Consider the following 14,434-nt stretch of genomic DNA (forward strand, 5'->3'; position numbering starts at 1 on the left):
TTCGGCGTCGCGGCGCGGCGCGACGGTCGTTGTCAGCGCTCTACGACCACGGGTGGCGAACAACCTGCGATGCAGTACAGCTTGTCCCCGGTGGACACCGAGCGGCTAGCGTAAGACCATGGCAGACCAGTACCGGTACGACGTCGAGATCCTCCACCTGCTGGTGTCTCCCGATCATGCCTACTTCGGCCGGGCCAAAGACGGCGCGGCCGACGTACTGACGACCGATGCGGTGTCAGTCGACGTCGTTGCGGGCAAGGGCATCGTGGGCGACCGGTTCTTCGGTAAAGCCGCACACATGGACGCCGCCGTGACACTGTTCGCCGTCGAGTCCCTGGAAGCCATCGCGGACGAACTCGGCGCGGACCGCTTCGACCCGCTGCTCCCCCGCCGCAACGTCGTTCTGCGCGGAGCGGAGCTGACACCGCTCATCGGTTACGACTTCGCGCTCGCATCGGACGGCGGCACCGTCTCCTTCACAGGAGGCAGGCACGCACACCCCTGCGCGTGGATGGACCGTGTCCTGGCCCCGGGAGCCCATAAGGCGATGCGCGGGCGGGGCGGTCTGCGCTGCCGACCCACGAGCAGCGGAAGGATTACCCGCGGACAGGCCGTACTGGTGAGTCCCGTGCCGCTCGACGCCACACGCGCGCACGTACCGTCCGTCAGGAGAGCCAGCCGCCTCCCCTGACACAACCGATGACAACCGATGACAGGAGGCGCACATGACCACGGTCGCGGTGATCGGGGCAGGGCTCGCGGGGGCATCCGCCGCCTGGCGCCTCGCGCAGGGCGGGCACGACGTCGTCGTGCTCGAGCAGGAGACCCCGGCGCACCGTCGTGGAAGCTCCCACGGGTCGGCCAAGATCTTCAGGTACGCCTACGACGAGCGCTTCTACGTCGACCTGGTGCGGCGTGCAGCGCTCGGCTGGCAGGAGCTCGAGGCCGCCCACGGCCTCCCCCTCATGACGCGGACCGGCGCGCTCGATCACGGTACCGCCCATGATCCGGAGGGTTTCGCGCTCGTCCTCGCGGCAGCGGGTGTGGAGCACGAGCTCCTCTCCCCCGAGGCTGCGACCATGCGCTGGGGTCTGCCGTTCGAGACGCCGGTCCTGTGGCACCCGGATGCGGGCGTCCTGGATCCCGAGGGAACCGTTGACGCAATGCTCGCACAGGCGGTGTCGTACGGGGCGGAGAGCTGCAGGGCTGGTCCGCCTCCAGGATGCACCGCACGCGCGGCGGCTACCGTCTCATCGCCGCGGGCGGCAGGTCACTCGAGGCGGAGCAGCTCGTCGTGGCCTCCGGAGGCTGGCTCCCCGATCTCCTCGAGCGGCTCGACCTTCCGGGAACGCTCCGCAGCGCCCTGCCTCCGGTCGAGGTCACCCAGGAGCCGGCGTACCACTTCCCGGCGGCCGACGGCGCAGAAGGTCCCAAGCCGTGGCCGACGAGCATCCACAAGACCGACGCCATGGTGGTGTACGCGCTTCCGGGCGGCCGTGACGCGGCCCTCGCGGGTATCGGGGCAGGAGTGAAGGTCGCGGAGTACCAGGGAGGCAAGCGACTCCGCTCGGCCGCAGAGCAGGACGGCGTGGTGGACGAGACCAACCGACAGCGGGTGATCCGGTATGTCGACCGCCATCTGCCGGGCCTCGTCCCGGAACCCTACGCGGAGACCACGTGCCTGTTCACCAGCACTCGCAGCGGGGACTTCGTCATCGACCGGGCGGACGGTGTCACCGTCCTGTCACCCTGTTCGGGACACGGCGCGAAGTTCGCCCCGCTGCTCGGGGAGCTCGTCCTCGCCCTGGTGGACGGCGGCGACGCCGTGCCGCACCGCTTCCGGCCCACGCCGGCGTGACGGTGAACGCAGCCTCGCCGGCGTCACGCCCGCACGAAGGAGACGTCGTCGGCTGACACCACCTGCGCCGTACGACCGGGCGCGGACTGGTACTGCCAGTACATGTTCGTGTGCCGGATGACGCCGTCGGGCTCGGGTGCTCCCCATGCACTGAGATCGTCCGTCGTATGCGCGTCCCCCACCAGCGTCACGTCGTACCCGCGTGTGAACGCGCCATGGATGGTCGACCTGATGCACGCGTCGGTCTGGGCGCCCGTGACGACGACGTGCCCCACCGCAGCTGCGCCCAGCACCTGCTCGAGGTCGGTCGCCTCGAACGAGTCCCCGTACGTCTTGTGCACCACGGATTCGGTGGGCAGCGGCTCGAGGTCGGGCACGATGCGCCAGGCAGCACTCCCCCGCTCCAGCTCGGCGTCGGAGTGCTGCACCCAGACGACGGCGGTGTCGGCGTCCCTCGCCTTCGTCACCAGGCCCGCGATGCTCGAGATCACCTGCTCGCGTGCGAAGGCGTTCGCCACCACGCCCTCCTGGACGTCGATCACCAGCAGCGCGGTCCTCGGGCGGTCCTCGAATGTGCTCATCGCTCCTCCTTCATCGCAGCCGTCCGAAGGGTTCGAGCGGGTGAGTTCAGGGTAGGAGCGGTGGGCATCGCGTCGGGACCGGATGCGGTCAGGATCCGTCCGCGGAGCCGGCCGGTTCTCACCGCCCCTGGTAGGCCGCCTCGAGCACCGCGATGTCGAGCTTCCGCATCTCGAGCATCGCGGCCATCGCGCGCTGGGCGCCTTCCGGGTCGTCCCCGCCGATCAGCTCGGGCAGGACCGTCGGGATGATCTGCCACGACACGCCGTAGCGGTCCTTCAGCCACCCGCACCGGCTCTCCTGACCACCGTCCGCCGTCAGGGCGGACCAGTAGTGGTCCACCTCGGCCTGGTCCGCGCACGAGATCTGGAACGAGACCGCCTCGGTGAAGGTGAACTGCGGTCCGCCGTTCAGGGCGACGAAGGGCAGCCCGTCGAGCTCGAAGGAGACCGTGATCGCCGGGTCCTCGGGACGTCCGCCCGCACGTGTCACCGCCAGGATGCGGGAGTTCCTGGTCACCGAGGTGTACAGCGTGGCAGCGGCCTCGGCATCGCCGTCGAACCAGAGACACGGCGTGATGGAACCCATGGGAAACCCCTTCGGTGCGGCCGCGCCCCGTGCGCAGGTCCGGGTCGAAGGTAGTGCACGGGAACGCCGTCGACAACCACTAGGCTCTTGTGCCATGCAGCGCAGCGACCCCTCCGCCGGCGGGCGCCGTCCTCACCGTTCCTCCGGGACGCCGGCCGTGTGGTTCGCCGTCGACATCGCTGCGATCCTCGTCTTCGCCACCTCCGGGCGCAGCACGCACGAACGTGGCCTGTCGGTCGCAGGCGTCCTCGAGACCGCCTGGCCGTTCCTCGTCGCCTACACCTGCGCCGTCGTCGTCAGCCGTGCGTGGCGCTCGCCGTCCGCGGTCCGTCCCACGGGGCTCGTGCTGTGGCTCGTCACCGTCGTCGGAGGACTCCTCCTCCGGGGTGCCTCAGGAGCCGGGGTGGCCCTCAGTTTCCAGATCGTCACGCTGCTCGTCCTCGGGCTCCTGCTGGTGCTCCCCCGCGCCCTGGCGTCACTGGCAGCGCGTCGCCGCGGTGCAGGCCGGGTAGCGTAGGCCCCGAACGACCACCGAGAGGCAGACCATGATCACAGCATTCGTCCTCATCCAGACGGACGCCTCCCGCATCCCGGAGAGCGCGCAATCCATCTCCGAGATCGAGGGCATCAGCGAGGTGTACTCCGTGACCGGTGAGTGGGATCTCATCGCGATCGCGCGCGTCAGCCGGCACGAGGACCTCGCGGACGTCATCGCAGACCGGCTGTCGAAGATCGAGGGCATCCGCTCGACGACGACGCAGATCGCCTTCCGCTCGTACTCCCAGCACGACCTCGACGCGGCCTTCTCCCTCGGGTTCGACAGCTGACTCCCCCTCGCGGAACGGGCCAGCGGGCCCGGTCCGTACCGCGGCCGGATCGGGTCCGGTTCAGAAGGACCGGCTGACCTCGACCCAGCGGTCGAGGACGCCGGCGGCAGATCCTGAATCGATGGACGCGCGGGCGCGCTCCATGGCGTCGGCGATGCGCTCCGGCAGCGGCCCGTCCGCCTCCACGTTAAGGGCGACGAGCCCGGCGGCCGCATTGAGGACGACGGCGTCGCGGACCGGGCCTTCCTGCCCCGCCAGGACGGCACGGACGACGGCGGCGTTGCTCCGCGCATCACGTCCGCGCAGGGCGTCGACGGACACCACCTCGAGTCCGAAGTCGCCGGGGTGCACCTTGTACTCCTGCACCCCGCCGTCGCGTACCTCCCACAGCGTCGACGTGCTGCTCGTCGTCAGCTTGTCGCGGCCGTCGTCGCCCCGGAAGACCAGTGCGCGCGCGCCCCGAGCCGCGAGCACGCCGGCCATCAGGGGCGCCATCCGGGCGTCCGAGCACCCGACCGCCTGCGCCTGGACGCCGGCCGGGTTACTGAGCGGACCGAGGAAGTTGAACGCAGTCGGGACGCCGAGCTCCCTGCGCGGTACGGCCACGTGCTTCATCGACGGGTGGAACACCTGGGCGAAGCAGAACGTGATGCCCACGAGCTCGGCCACCCGGCCCACCGTCGCGGGGGCGAGATCGAGGCGCACACCGAGCTCCTCGATGACATCCGCCGCTCCGGATGCCGAGGACGCGCCGCGATTGCCGTGCTTCACCACCCTCGCACCCGCACCCGCGGCGACGAGCGCGGCCATGGTCGAGATGTTCAGGGTGTCGAGACCGTCACCACCCGTCCCGACGATGTCGAGGGTCGGCCCGCCCACCTCGATGGTCAGTGCCCGCCCGAGCATCGCCTCCACGAGGCCCACGAGCTCGCCCACCGACTCGCCCTTGGAACGCAGGGCCATCAGGAAGCCGGCGATCTGCGCGTGCGTCGCCTCCCCGGACATGATGGTGTCCATCGCCCACCGGGTCTGTGCGGTCTCGAGGTCCTCACGCCGCAGCAGGGACGAGAAGATCAGGGGCCAGGAGGTCTGTGCCGCGTCAGGGCTCGTGGTGGGGATCACCGTCACAGATTATCTACGAATTGTAGAAAGTCATGCCGGGAAGTTCCGCGTAAAGACGCGGTTGGGGGCATCGCCCGCTGCCGAACGGCGCCACGACCGCCGTTTCCCGTTGGTGAACTGTGCTGACTTCGGGCCATAATGACCCTGTGACATCTGCGACCCAAGCCCCCAGCGCCGCCCCTCATCCCGCGCTGAACCGCCCCAACATGGTCTCCGTCGGAACCGTGGTGTGGCTGTCCAGCGAGCTGATGTTCTTCGCCGGCCTCTTCGCCATGTACTTCACCCTGCGCTCCACCCAATCGGAACTCTGGGCGCTCGAGACCGAGAAGCTGAACGTCCCGTTCGCCCTCGTCAACACCGTGATCCTGGTGTCGAGCTCCTTCAGTTGCCAGTTCGGCGTGTTCGCGGCCGAGCGCCTCCAGCCCCGCCGCACGGGTGGAGTGTTCCAGCTGGCCCGTTGGGGCATGGTCGAGTGGTTCCTCCTGACCTTCCTGATGGGGGCCATCTTCGTCTCCGTCCAGGCGTACGAGTACGCGGAACTGGTCGCCGAGGGTGTGGCGCTGTCCTCGAACGCCTTCGGCTCGGCGTTCTACATCACCACTGGTTTCCACGGCATCCACGTGGTAGGCGGACTGATCGCCTTCCTCTTCATCATCGGCAGGGCGTTCATCGCCCGCCAGTTCGGGCACTTCGAGGCCACCTCCGCGATCGTCACCAGCTACTACTGGCACTTCGTCGACGTCGTCTGGATCGGCCTGTTCATCATCATCTACTTCCTCCAGTGACCTGCTCCTGTAGACTCTTCTACTAGAGGTAGAATTCAAAGAAGAACTCAGCAGCACTCGCTCCACAAAAGGCAGGAACCACCACGTGAAGGCACTCTCCCAGAGGCGGCGTCACCCTCTCGCAGCGTTCGCGCTGCTTCTGATGGCACTCCTCATGACCGGCGGCATCTACGCCGCGGCCAGCACAGCGAACGAGGCCCAGGCCCAGACCACCACGTTCACGGCGAACGACGTCGAGGAGGGCAGCAAGCTGTTCTCCGCCAACTGCGCCTCCTGCCACGGCATGGGAGCCACGGGTTCGGACGCCGCGCCGTCCCTCGTCGGTGTCGGTGCCGCATCGGTCGACTTCCAGGTCGGATCCGGCCGCATGCCCATGCAGATGGACGGACCTCAGGCCCAGGCCAAGCCCGTGCAGTTCAACGAGGAGCAGATCCGGCAGATGGCCGCCTACGTGGCCTCGCTCGGCGCCGGTCCGGCCATCCCCTCCGAGGAGATCCTCGACGCCGCCGAGGGAGATCCGTCTCACGGTGGCGAGCTCTTCCGCGTCAACTGCGCCATGTGCCACAACGCGGCCGGAGCCGGCGGCGCCCTGACCCGCGGCAAGTTCGCCCCCTCGCTCGAGGGCAGCAGCGAGAAGCACATCTACGAAGCCATGGTCACCGGCCCGCAGAACATGCCCGTCTTCAGTGACGCGAACATCGCACCCGAGGACAAGCAGGACATCATCGCCTTCCTCAAGACCATCGAGGAGCAGGGCTCCCCAGGTGGCGCCGACCTCGGGTCACTGGGACCGGTGTCCGAGGGACTCTTCATCTGGGTCGCAGGCCTCGGCGTCATCATCGCCTTCACGGTGTGGCTCACGTCAAGGTCTTCCTGACCATCCGCGTCCTCACCGCCCCCGAAGTACATACAGATGTGCGAATGCAGCACCTAAAGAAGGTTGAGAGGGATCATGGCCGACTCCAGTAACGGCGCACCGGGAACCTCGGTCACCGTCGCTACGCCTGGTCAGGAGCTGGACGAGTTCCAGAATCCTGGTCTTCCGCCCCACCGTCCGCGTCTCGCGGACCGCGACCCGCGGGCGGAGAAGCGCGCGGAGCGGCAGGTAGCCCTCCTCTTCGCGATCTCGGTGCTCGGTACCCTGCTCTTCTTCGTCGGATACTTCTTCGTCCCCCTGGACCAGACCATCGAGCGCCTCCGGCTCCAGAACCTGATGCTCGGCCTCGGCACCGCCTTCGCGATGCTCGGGATCGGCGTCGGCATCGTCCACTGGGCCAAGACGCTCATGCCGGATCACGAAGTGACCGAGAGCCGTCACGAGATCCGCCCGGAGCAGGATCGGCAGGATGCCGAAAAGATCGTCAACGACATCCTCGAGGAGTCGGGCATCAAGCGCCGTCCGCTGATCCGGAACACGCTGCTCGGAGCCGCGATCCTCGCGCCGCTGCCCGCGATCGCCATCTTCCGGGACCTCGGGCCGCTGCCCGGGAACACCCTCAAGCAGACCATGTGGGACACCGGGGTGCGCCTGACCCGCGACCCCAGCGGCACGCCGATCCGGGCGTCGGACGTCACGGTCGGATCCGCGTTCCACGTGATTCCCGAAGGTCTCAACGAGGTCGAGAACAAGCTCGAGGAGAAGGCGAAGGCAGTCGTCCTGCTCATGCGCCTCGACCCCGAGGAGCTGAACCCTTCTCCCGGACGGGAGAACTGGGGCTACGACGGAATTGTTGCGTATTCCAAGATCTGCACGCACGTCGGCTGCCCGGTAGCACTGTACGAACAGCAGACCCACCACCTGCTGTGCCCCTGCCACCAGTCCACCTTCGACCTCGAACAAGAGTGCAAGGTGATCTTCGGGCCGGCCGCACGTCCGCTGCCACAGCTACCCATCGAAGTCGATGACGAGGGCTACCTCGTCGCTTCAAGCGATTTCCAAGAACCCGTAGGACCTAGTTTCTGGGAGCGAGGCTGACATGAGCAGCTCAACCGCGACACACACCTATACGCCGAAGACGCGCGTGGGAAAGGTCACCGACTACGTCGACTCGCGCGTCGGCGGTTCGCAGATCGTCAAGGAGTTCGGTCGGAAGATCTTCCCCGACCACTGGACCTTCATGTTCGGTGAGGTGGCGCTGTACACCTTCGTGATCCTCCTGATCTCCGGCACCTTCCTCACCTTCTTCTACGACCCGTCCATGGCGGAGACCCACTACGAGGGCAGCTTCCTGCCGCTGCGTGGCGTCGAGATGTCGGTGGCGTACGCGTCATCCCTGGACATCTCCTTCGACGTGCGCGGCGGTCTGTTCATGCGACAGATCCACCACTGGGCCGCCCTGCTCTTCGTCGCATCGGTAGCCGTGCACATGCTCCGGGTGTTCTTCACCGGCGCGTTTCGCCGCCCCCGCGAGTTCAACTGGGTCGTCGGCTGTGTCCTGCTCATCCTGAGCCTCGCCGCCGGCTTCACCGGTTACTCGCTTCCCGATGACCTGCTCTCCGGCAACGGTCTGCGCATCATCGACGGCGTCATGAAGGCCATCCCGGTGGTCGGTACCTACATGAGCTTCTTCCTCTTCGGCGGGGAGTTCCCCGGCACCATGATCATCGGGCGCCTGTACGTGCTGCACATCCTGCTGATCCCGGCCGTCATCCTCCTGATGATCGGCATTCACCTGTTCATGGTCGTGCTGCACAAGCACTCGCAGTTCCCCGGCCCGGGCCGGACCAACACCAACGTCGTCGGGTACCCCGTCGGCCCGGTGTACGCGGCCAAGGCCGGCGGCTTCTTCTTCATCGTGTTCGGTGTCCTCGCCGCAATCGCTGCTGCCTTCACCATCAACCCGATCTGGAACTACGGTCCCTACGACCCCTCCCCCGTCTCGGCCGGCACGCAGCCGGACTGGTACATCGGCTGGGTCGACGGCGCGCTGCGTCTCATGCCCGGGACGCTCGGCCCGAACTTCGACTTCGAGTTCATGATCCCGTTCCCCTGGGGCGAGAACGCACTGTCCCTGAACGTCCTGTTCCCGGCACTGGTCCCGGCGATGATCGTCTTCGGTGCGATGTTCGCCTGGCCGTGGATCGAGGCCTGGGTGACCAAGGACAAGCGCGAGCACCACTTGCTCAACCGCCCGCGCAACGCTCCGACCCGCACCGCCATCGGCGTTGCAGGCATCACCTTCTACTGCGTCATGTGGGCCGCGGCCAGCTCGGACCTCATCGCGACGCACTTCCTCGTCTCGCTGAACGACGTGCTGTACGTGCTGCGGTTCCTCGTGATCGTCGGGCCGATCATCGCCTTCATGGTCACGCGGCGCATCGCGCTGGCTCTGCAGCGCAAGGACCGCGAGATCGCGCTCCACGGTCGCGAGACCGGTCGCATCGTCCGGCTCCCCCACGGTGAGTTCATCGAGGTCCACGAGCAGGTCGACGACTACAAGCGGTACAAGCTCGTCAGCTACGAGGCTCCCGAGCCGATGCTCCCCAAGGCCGACGAGAACGGCAAGATCAGCCTCGTCGATAAGGCTCACGGTCGGATCTCCCGGTTCTTCTTCGAGGACCGCGTTGCTCCGGTGACGCCGAAGGAGCTCGCAGCATCGCACGGCGACCACCACGGTGAGATCGCCGGCGCGAAGGATCGCGAGTCCATCGCCAGCCACTAGGCGGTAGCAGGACACGGAAGGGCCCGGACATTGTCCGGGCCCTTCCTCATGCCAACGAGACGACACCTGATCCTGACGGCCTCGCCTGCTGCGGTGCTGGTCCCTGCTGCAATCCCGAAGGTCATAGACGCCTGCCGTTCGGAACCCTGACCCCCATGCGAACCAACAGGAGACTCCCGGTGCTCGATCGTCCCACCAGCTCTCCCGGACTGCGTCGCTTCGCCGTGGCCGTCAGCGAGGTGTTCGCTCCCGCCGTGCTGGTGTCATTCTTCCTGGTCCTGGTCAGCACGACGTCGGCGCCATGGCCGCAGTCTGTGCTCTTCGCCCTCGTAGCGGTCGGTTTCACCACGGCTCTTCCGCTCGGCGGTGTCCTCGCGCTCGTGCGCCGAGGACTGGTCACGGATCATCACATCAGTCGTCGCGAACAGCGCGCGCCCGTACTTGCCGGGGCGGTCATCTCCATCGTGGTGGGTATCCTCGTGCTCCGACTCGTCGGTGCCCCTGAGGCGATCCTCGTCGCCGTCGTCAGCACCGTCGCGGGCGTGGTGATCGTCCTTGCCGTGAATCTGTGGTGGAAACTGTCGGCGCATTCGGCCGTCGCCGTCTTCGTCGCCATCGGCGGAATCCTGGTCGCGGGACCGGCTGCGATGCCCCTGGCTCTCGTACCCGCTGCCGTGGGCTGGTCACGCGTCCGCCTCCGAGCCCACACGCCGCTGCAGGTCCTCGCCGGGTATGGTGTCGGCGCGGTCATCGGCGGGTTGTACGCCCTGCTCTCGCCCGGCTGACGGTGCCCACCGGTCGGAGCCGCGGACAACGTCCAACCGGTAAGCGTGGCGTAGGCCGGCCGTCGTGGTGGGAAACCGCTGCAGGGCTCCTGCGCGCCTCCCGCTCCCTCAGACCACCTCGGGTCCACCGGCGCCGAGGTGGTCTCTCGGGGCCCACCGGCGCCGCCCTGAGCCGGTAGCGAGCTACAGAACAGCAGAGGCGACCACCCTGTCCTTCCACCGGCGTCGCCCTGACCCCTGACGAAGCCCACAAAGGCCTCAGACAGCCGTTGAGGTCAGCCGAGCCTCCGGGACGTGTAAGCGCGTGGGCTCCGCGCCCCGGGCCGTTGGAGCGGCACCCAGAGCTTGTAGCGGTCGGCCCGGTAGTAAGAGACCGAGTAGTCGATCATCGCGCGAGCCACGTAGGCATGTCGCTGGATCTTCAGGAGCGGCGCATTCATCTCGACGTTCAGCAACCGCGCGATCGCCGGGGAGGCCGCGGTGGCTTCGATGGTGTCCTCACCCCATTCCATCACCAGGCCGAACTTCTCGCTGAGCACGTTGTAGAGCGACGTGGGCGGTGGATCGTCGAGGATACCCTGCACGCGGTGCGCAGGGATGAAGTTCTCGTCCACACTCATCGGCTCGCCGTCGGCCAGTAGCTGGCGCCGGAAGCGCACCACGGGCTGACCGATCTCGATCTGCAGCTCACGGGCGACGAGTGGTGTGGCGCCCTGCTGTTCGAAGCTGAGCACGCGGGCATCCGGCACCATTCCCCGGCGGATCATCTCCTCCGTGTACGACGTCATCTTCATGTGGAGGTCCATCTTCGACCGCGCGACGAACGTCCCGAGCCCCACCACACGCTCAAGGACGTCCTCGGCCACCAAAGCGTCGACCGCATGGCGCACAGTCATACGAGCTACTCCGTAGTACTCGCTCAGGTGCCGCTCCGAGGGGATGGTGGCACCCGGATCGCCATGCTGTCGAACCCACCTGCGTAGGCTCTCGCGCACCTGGACGTGTTTCGGCCCGCCTGCGGACTCCATGGGATCGGCGTCGAAGGGCCTCGGAAGAACAGTCATGGCCTCATCACCCTCGGTCCACAGCTACGGGTCGAACAGATACGTGCGAACCCTTTAACGAAAGGAAGAGCCCGCACCAGCGGGCTCTTCCTCGTGTCATTCGTGGTGCTCAGTGCGCGTGGTCGCCGCGACTGTACTCGAAGACCCAGCCGACGAGCGCGACCACCGCCAGACCCATACCGATGTACAGGATCCAGAACCCGATGGCGATACCGAGGAAACCGGTGGCTGCGGACAGCCCGAGAACCAGCGGCCACCAGCTCCAGGGGCTGAAGTGGCCCTGCTCCCCCGAACCCTCGTGGATCTCGGCGTCGAGCCGATCCTCAGGACGCTCGCCGACCCGCTTACCCGTGACGGCGAGGTAGAAGCCGATCATCCCTGCGAGACCGCCCACAAGCAGGATTCCGAGGAATCCGACCCACTCGGAGAACTCGGTCAGGAAACCGTAGACCACACCGATGATCACGAAGATCGGCAGTCCGATCAGGAACAGGTTCTTCTCGATCCTCATGACTTGGCATCCTGTCGATCAGCTGAGCCCATGAAGCTCGCAGCGCTCTCGTCCGGTGTGTGGGTCTGCTGCAACTCGGGGTGGTGCAGATCCAGCGCGGGGCGCTCCGACCGGATACGGGGCAGCGATGTGAAGTTATGGCGCGGCGGCGGGCAGGAGGTCGCCCACTCGAGCGAGGCGCCGAAGCCCCAGGGGTCGTCCACCTCGACCTTCTTGCCGGTGCGCCACGTGATGTAGACGTTCCAGAAGAAGGGGATCAGTGACGCACCGAGGACGAACGAGCCCACGGTCGAGAACTGGTTCATCAGCGTGTAGCCGTCCTCGGGGAGGTAGTCCGCGTAGCGACGCGGCATGCCCTCGACTCCGAGCCAGTGCTGGATGAGGAACGTGGCGTGGAAGCCGAGGAACAACATCCAGAAGTGGATCTTGCCGAGACGCTCGTTGAGCATCTTGCCGGTGAACTTGGGCCACCAGAAGTAGAAGCCTGCGAACATCGCGAACACCACGGTGCCGAAGACCACGTAGTGGAAGTGCGCCACGACGAAGTAGGTATCCGAGACATGGAAGTCGAGCGGCGGCGAGGCGAGGATGATGCCCGTCAGACCACCGAACAGGAAGGTCACGAGGAAGCCGAGGCTCCACAGCATGGGCGTCTCGAAGGTGAGTGAGCCCCTCCACAGCGTCCCGATCCAGTTGAAGAACTTCACGCCCGTAGGAACCGCGATCAGCATGGTCATGAAGGCGAAGAACGGCAGCAGGACGGCGCCCGTGACGTACATGTGGTGCGCCCAGACGGTCACCGACAAGGCAGCGATGGCGATCGTCGCGTACACCAGACCCTTGTAACCGAAGATGGGCTTGCGGCTGAAGACCGGGAAGATCTCCGACACGATGCCGAAGAACGGCAGCGCGATGATGTACACCTCGGGGTGCCCGAAGAACCAGAACAGGTGCTGCCACAGGATGGCGCCACCGGCCTCGGGATCGAAGATGTGGGCACCGAACCGGCGATCCGCGCCGAGGGCGAACAGCGCCGCGGCCAGGGGCGGGAACGCCATGAGCACGAGGATCGCGGTGATCAGCGTGTTCCAGGTGAAGATGGGCATCCGCCACATCGTCATTCCCGGTGCACGCATGCAGATGATGGTGGTGATGAAGTTGACGGCGCCGAGGATCGTACCGAACCCGGACAGAGCCAGACCGAAGACCCAGAGGTCACCACCGACGCCCGGTGAGAACGTGGTGCTCGAGAGCGGCGCGTAGGCGAACCAGCCGAACGAGGCAGCTCCCTGCGGGGTGATGAAGCCGGACACCGCGATGGTGGAGCCGAACAGGAAGAACCAGAAGGCCAGGGCGTTCAGCCGCGGGAAAGCGACGTCGGGCGCACCGATCTGAAGCGGCATGATCACGTTCGCGAACCCCGCGAACAGCGGCGTCGCGAACATCAGGAGCATCACGGTGCCGTGCATCGTGAACAGCTGGTTGTACTGCTCCTTGGTCTGCAGGATCTGCATCCCGGGCTCGAACAGCTCCGCGCGGATGACCAGGGCCATCACGCCGGCGAAGCAGAAGAACACGAAGGAGGCGATCAGGTACATGTACCCGATGGTCTTGTGGTCGGTCGAGGTGATCCAGTTGACGACGAGCCGCCCTTTGGACCTCGGGACGACGCGGGGAGCGGCTACGGTGCCGGCTTCCTCAAGGGTGTATTCGAAAGTGGACATCAGCTGCTACTCCTGGCTGGGTCGGTATCGGGATCATCCTCTGGGTAGGAGTCGCGGTCGTACTCGTCGAGCAGCTGACCGTCTTCCAGCTCGTTCATCCGCGCGTCGAACTCCTCCTGCGACACCACGGCGACGTTGAAGAGCATCTCCGAGTGGTACTGGCCGCAGAGCTCGGCGCACTTGCCCGCGAACACGCCCTCCTTGGTGGGGGTGACGTTGATGTAGTTGGTGCGGCCCGGGTACAGGTCGCGCTTCTGCAGGAAGGCCGGGACGAAGAAGGAGTGCTGCACATCGCGGGCGTTCAGGCGGAGCTCCACCGACTTGTTGACCGGCAGGTAGAGGGTCGGCAGGTTCTCCGGAACACCCTCCTCGCCGTTCAGGCTCCCCTGGACCCCGGTGGAGTACTTGTCCTCGTTCACGTAGTTGAAGTCCCAGGACCACTGCTTGCCGCGCACGTCCACGATCACGTCGGGGTTCTCGACGCGGGCGTCGATCGTGGCGATGTCGCGCTCGGTGAAGTAGAAGAACACCAGCACCATGAACAGCGGGATCGTCAAGTAGAAGATCTCGAGCGGCAGGTTGTAGCTCATCTGACGCGGGTATCCGGTGTCGTTCTTCCGGCGGCGGTACGCCACCATGCACCAGATGATCAGGCCCCAGGTGATGATGCCGACTGCGAGGGCGGCGATCCACGAGTTCACCCAGAGGTCGGTGATGATCCCCGTGTGGTTGGTGTTGTCGCGGTCAGCCGGGAGCCAGCCGCGTTGGGCTTCTGCCGAGCAGCCGGTGAGGAGGAGGGCGCCGACCAGCGAGATGCTGGAGATCTTCGCGATCCTGGCGCGCTTGCTGCCGGTTCGGTCCTGCGAAATCACAGACGGACCTTCCTTTTCTACGTGCGTTGCCACCCGTCGATTCAGCCGCCCGGGGTG

General features: G+C 66.6%; 16 protein-coding genes and 1 pseudogene. 10 read left to right on the plus strand and 7 right to left on the minus strand.

Annotation, left to right across the window (positions count from 1 at the left end; all coding sequences use genetic code 11):
• Positions 1–118: 118 nt before the first annotated feature.
• The 3 genes and pseudogenes from AC4D16_RS01775 (at position 119) to AC4D16_RS01785 (ending at position 1,858) form a co-directional block, all read left to right on the plus strand.
• Positions 119–691: an MOSC domain-containing protein gene (locus AC4D16_RS01775; protein WP_490953734.1), complete on the plus strand. Its 573-nt coding sequence runs from the start codon at positions 119–121 to the stop codon at positions 689–691.
• Between the two features lie 34 nt (positions 692–725).
• Positions 726–1,136, plus strand: a pseudogene (locus AC4D16_RS01780) (FAD-dependent oxidoreductase); the annotation flags it as partial.
• Positions 1,137–1,222: 86 nt separating this feature from the next.
• On the plus strand, positions 1,223–1,858 hold the full coding sequence (locus AC4D16_RS01785) for an FAD-dependent oxidoreductase (protein ID WP_490953735.1): 636 nt from the start codon (positions 1,223–1,225) through the stop codon (positions 1,856–1,858).
• A 23-nt stretch (positions 1,859–1,881) separates the two neighbouring features.
• Here the strand turns inward: AC4D16_RS01785 and AC4D16_RS01790 are convergent, their stop codons facing one another.
• Complete coding sequence (locus AC4D16_RS01790) at positions 1,882–2,439, minus strand: isochorismatase family protein (RefSeq protein WP_490949149.1); 558 nt, start codon at positions 2,437–2,439, stop codon at positions 1,882–1,884.
• 118 nt (positions 2,440–2,557) lie between these two features.
• Positions 2,558–3,025, minus strand: a complete 468-nt coding sequence (locus tag AC4D16_RS01795) for a VOC family protein (RefSeq protein ID WP_490953736.1) — start codon at positions 3,023–3,025, stop codon at positions 2,558–2,560.
• A gap of 94 nt (positions 3,026–3,119) precedes the next feature.
• On the opposite strand from AC4D16_RS01795, the gene AC4D16_RS01800 reads away from it, so the two are divergent.
• Together AC4D16_RS01800 and AC4D16_RS01805 are read left to right on the plus strand one after the other, a co-directional pair.
• Positions 3,120–3,542 carry a DUF3054 domain-containing protein gene (locus tag AC4D16_RS01800; protein ID WP_490953737.1) on the plus strand — a complete coding sequence of 141 codons (423 nt, stop codon included), beginning with the start codon at positions 3,120–3,122 and terminating at the stop codon, positions 3,540–3,542.
• A 28-nt stretch (positions 3,543–3,570) separates the two neighbouring features.
• The gene (locus tag AC4D16_RS01805; RefSeq protein WP_148600176.1) at positions 3,571–3,852 is read left to right on the plus strand and encodes an Lrp/AsnC family transcriptional regulator; all 282 of its coding nucleotides are present in this window, start codon (positions 3,571–3,573) and stop codon (positions 3,850–3,852) included.
• A 60-nt stretch (positions 3,853–3,912) separates the two neighbouring features.
• Here the strand turns inward: AC4D16_RS01805 and trpD are convergent, their stop codons facing one another.
• A complete protein-coding gene (gene trpD / locus AC4D16_RS01810; RefSeq protein ID WP_490954652.1) occupies positions 3,913–4,971 on the minus strand; it encodes an anthranilate phosphoribosyltransferase in 1,059 nt (352 codons plus the stop codon).
• A gap of 149 nt (positions 4,972–5,120) precedes the next feature.
• On the opposite strand from trpD, the gene ctaE reads away from it, so the two are divergent.
• The 5 genes from ctaE to AC4D16_RS01835 all read left to right on the plus strand — a co-directional run bounded on the left by ctaE (position 5,121) and on the right by AC4D16_RS01835 (position 10,206).
• Complete coding sequence (ctaE, locus tag AC4D16_RS01815) at positions 5,121–5,759, plus strand: aa3-type cytochrome oxidase subunit III (protein ID WP_490949146.1); 639 nt, start codon at positions 5,121–5,123, stop codon at positions 5,757–5,759.
• 85 nt (positions 5,760–5,844) lie between these two features.
• Entirely contained in the window at positions 5,845–6,636 is a 792-nt protein-coding gene (gene qcrC, locus AC4D16_RS01820; RefSeq protein WP_490949145.1) for a cytochrome bc1 complex diheme cytochrome c subunit, read from the plus strand.
• Between the two features lie 75 nt (positions 6,637–6,711).
• Complete coding sequence (gene qcrA, locus AC4D16_RS01825; protein WP_490953738.1) at positions 6,712–7,734, plus strand: cytochrome bc1 complex Rieske iron-sulfur subunit; 1,023 nt, start codon at positions 6,712–6,714, stop codon at positions 7,732–7,734.
• Between the two features lies 1 nt (position 7,735).
• The gene (qcrB, locus tag AC4D16_RS01830; protein WP_490949143.1) at positions 7,736–9,421 is read left to right on the plus strand and encodes a cytochrome bc1 complex cytochrome b subunit; all 1,686 of its coding nucleotides are present in this window, start codon (positions 7,736–7,738) and stop codon (positions 9,419–9,421) included.
• Between the two features lie 155 nt (positions 9,422–9,576).
• Complete coding sequence (locus AC4D16_RS01835) at positions 9,577–10,206, plus strand: phosphatase PAP2 family protein (RefSeq protein WP_490949142.1); 630 nt, start codon at positions 9,577–9,579, stop codon at positions 10,204–10,206.
• A 275-nt stretch (positions 10,207–10,481) separates the two neighbouring features.
• On the opposite strand, the gene AC4D16_RS01840 is transcribed toward AC4D16_RS01835, so the two are convergent.
• From AC4D16_RS01840 to ctaC, 4 genes are all read right to left on the minus strand, one after another.
• Positions 10,482–11,234 carry a GntR family transcriptional regulator gene (locus tag AC4D16_RS01840; RefSeq protein ID WP_490949504.1) on the minus strand — a complete coding sequence of 251 codons (753 nt, stop codon included), beginning with the start codon at positions 11,232–11,234 and terminating at the stop codon, positions 10,482–10,484.
• A 145-nt stretch (positions 11,235–11,379) separates the two neighbouring features.
• Complete coding sequence (locus AC4D16_RS01845) at positions 11,380–11,781, minus strand: cytochrome c oxidase subunit 4 (protein ID WP_490949141.1); 402 nt, start codon at positions 11,779–11,781, stop codon at positions 11,380–11,382.
• Complete coding sequence (gene ctaD, locus AC4D16_RS01850) at positions 11,778–13,505, minus strand: aa3-type cytochrome oxidase subunit I (RefSeq protein WP_490949140.1); 1,728 nt, start codon at positions 13,503–13,505, stop codon at positions 11,778–11,780. Before ctaD ends, AC4D16_RS01845 begins: the two co-directional genes overlap by 4 nt.
• Positions 13,505–14,377 (minus strand): aa3-type cytochrome oxidase subunit II, encoded by an 873-nt coding sequence (ctaC, locus tag AC4D16_RS01855; protein WP_490953739.1) that lies wholly within the window; start codon positions 14,375–14,377, stop codon positions 13,505–13,507. Before ctaC ends, ctaD begins: the two co-directional genes overlap by 1 nt.
• Between the last annotated feature and the right edge of the window lie 57 nt (positions 14,378–14,434).

The sequence above is a fragment of the Arthrobacter sp. TJ-236 genome, from assembly GCF_058269235.1.

Bases quoted from the DNA above. Each gene is read 5' to 3' on its own strand.
- AC4D16_RS01775 (WP_490953734.1), top strand. From the start codon at position 119: ATGGCAGACCAGTACCGGTACGACGTCGAGATCCTCCACCTGCTGGTG.
- AC4D16_RS01785 (WP_490953735.1), top strand. From the start codon at position 1,223: ATGCACCGCACGCGCGGCGGCTACCGTCTCATCGCCGCGGGCGGCAGG.
- AC4D16_RS01790 (WP_490949149.1), bottom strand. From the start codon at position 2,439: ATGAGCACATTCGAGGACCGCCCGAGGACCGCGCTGCTGGTGATCGAC.
- AC4D16_RS01795 (WP_490953736.1), bottom strand. From the start codon at position 3,025: ATGGGTTCCATCACGCCGTGTCTCTGGTTCGACGGCGATGCCGAGGCC.
- AC4D16_RS01800 (WP_490953737.1), top strand. From the start codon at position 3,120: ATGCAGCGCAGCGACCCCTCCGCCGGCGGGCGCCGTCCTCACCGTTCC.
- AC4D16_RS01805 (WP_148600176.1), top strand. From the start codon at position 3,571: ATGATCACAGCATTCGTCCTCATCCAGACGGACGCCTCCCGCATCCCG.
- qcrA (WP_490953738.1), top strand. From the start codon at position 6,712: ATGGCCGACTCCAGTAACGGCGCACCGGGAACCTCGGTCACCGTCGCT.
- qcrB (WP_490949143.1), top strand. From the start codon at position 7,736: ATGAGCAGCTCAACCGCGACACACACCTATACGCCGAAGACGCGCGTG.
- AC4D16_RS01835 (WP_490949142.1), top strand. From the start codon at position 9,577: ATGCGAACCAACAGGAGACTCCCGGTGCTCGATCGTCCCACCAGCTCT.
- AC4D16_RS01840 (WP_490949504.1), bottom strand. From the start codon at position 11,234: ATGGAGTCCGCAGGCGGGCCGAAACACGTCCAGGTGCGCGAGAGCCTA.
- AC4D16_RS01845 (WP_490949141.1), bottom strand. From the start codon at position 11,781: ATGAGGATCGAGAAGAACCTGTTCCTGATCGGACTGCCGATCTTCGTG.
- ctaD (WP_490949140.1), bottom strand. From the start codon at position 13,505: ATGTCCACTTTCGAATACACCCTTGAGGAAGCCGGCACCGTAGCCGCT.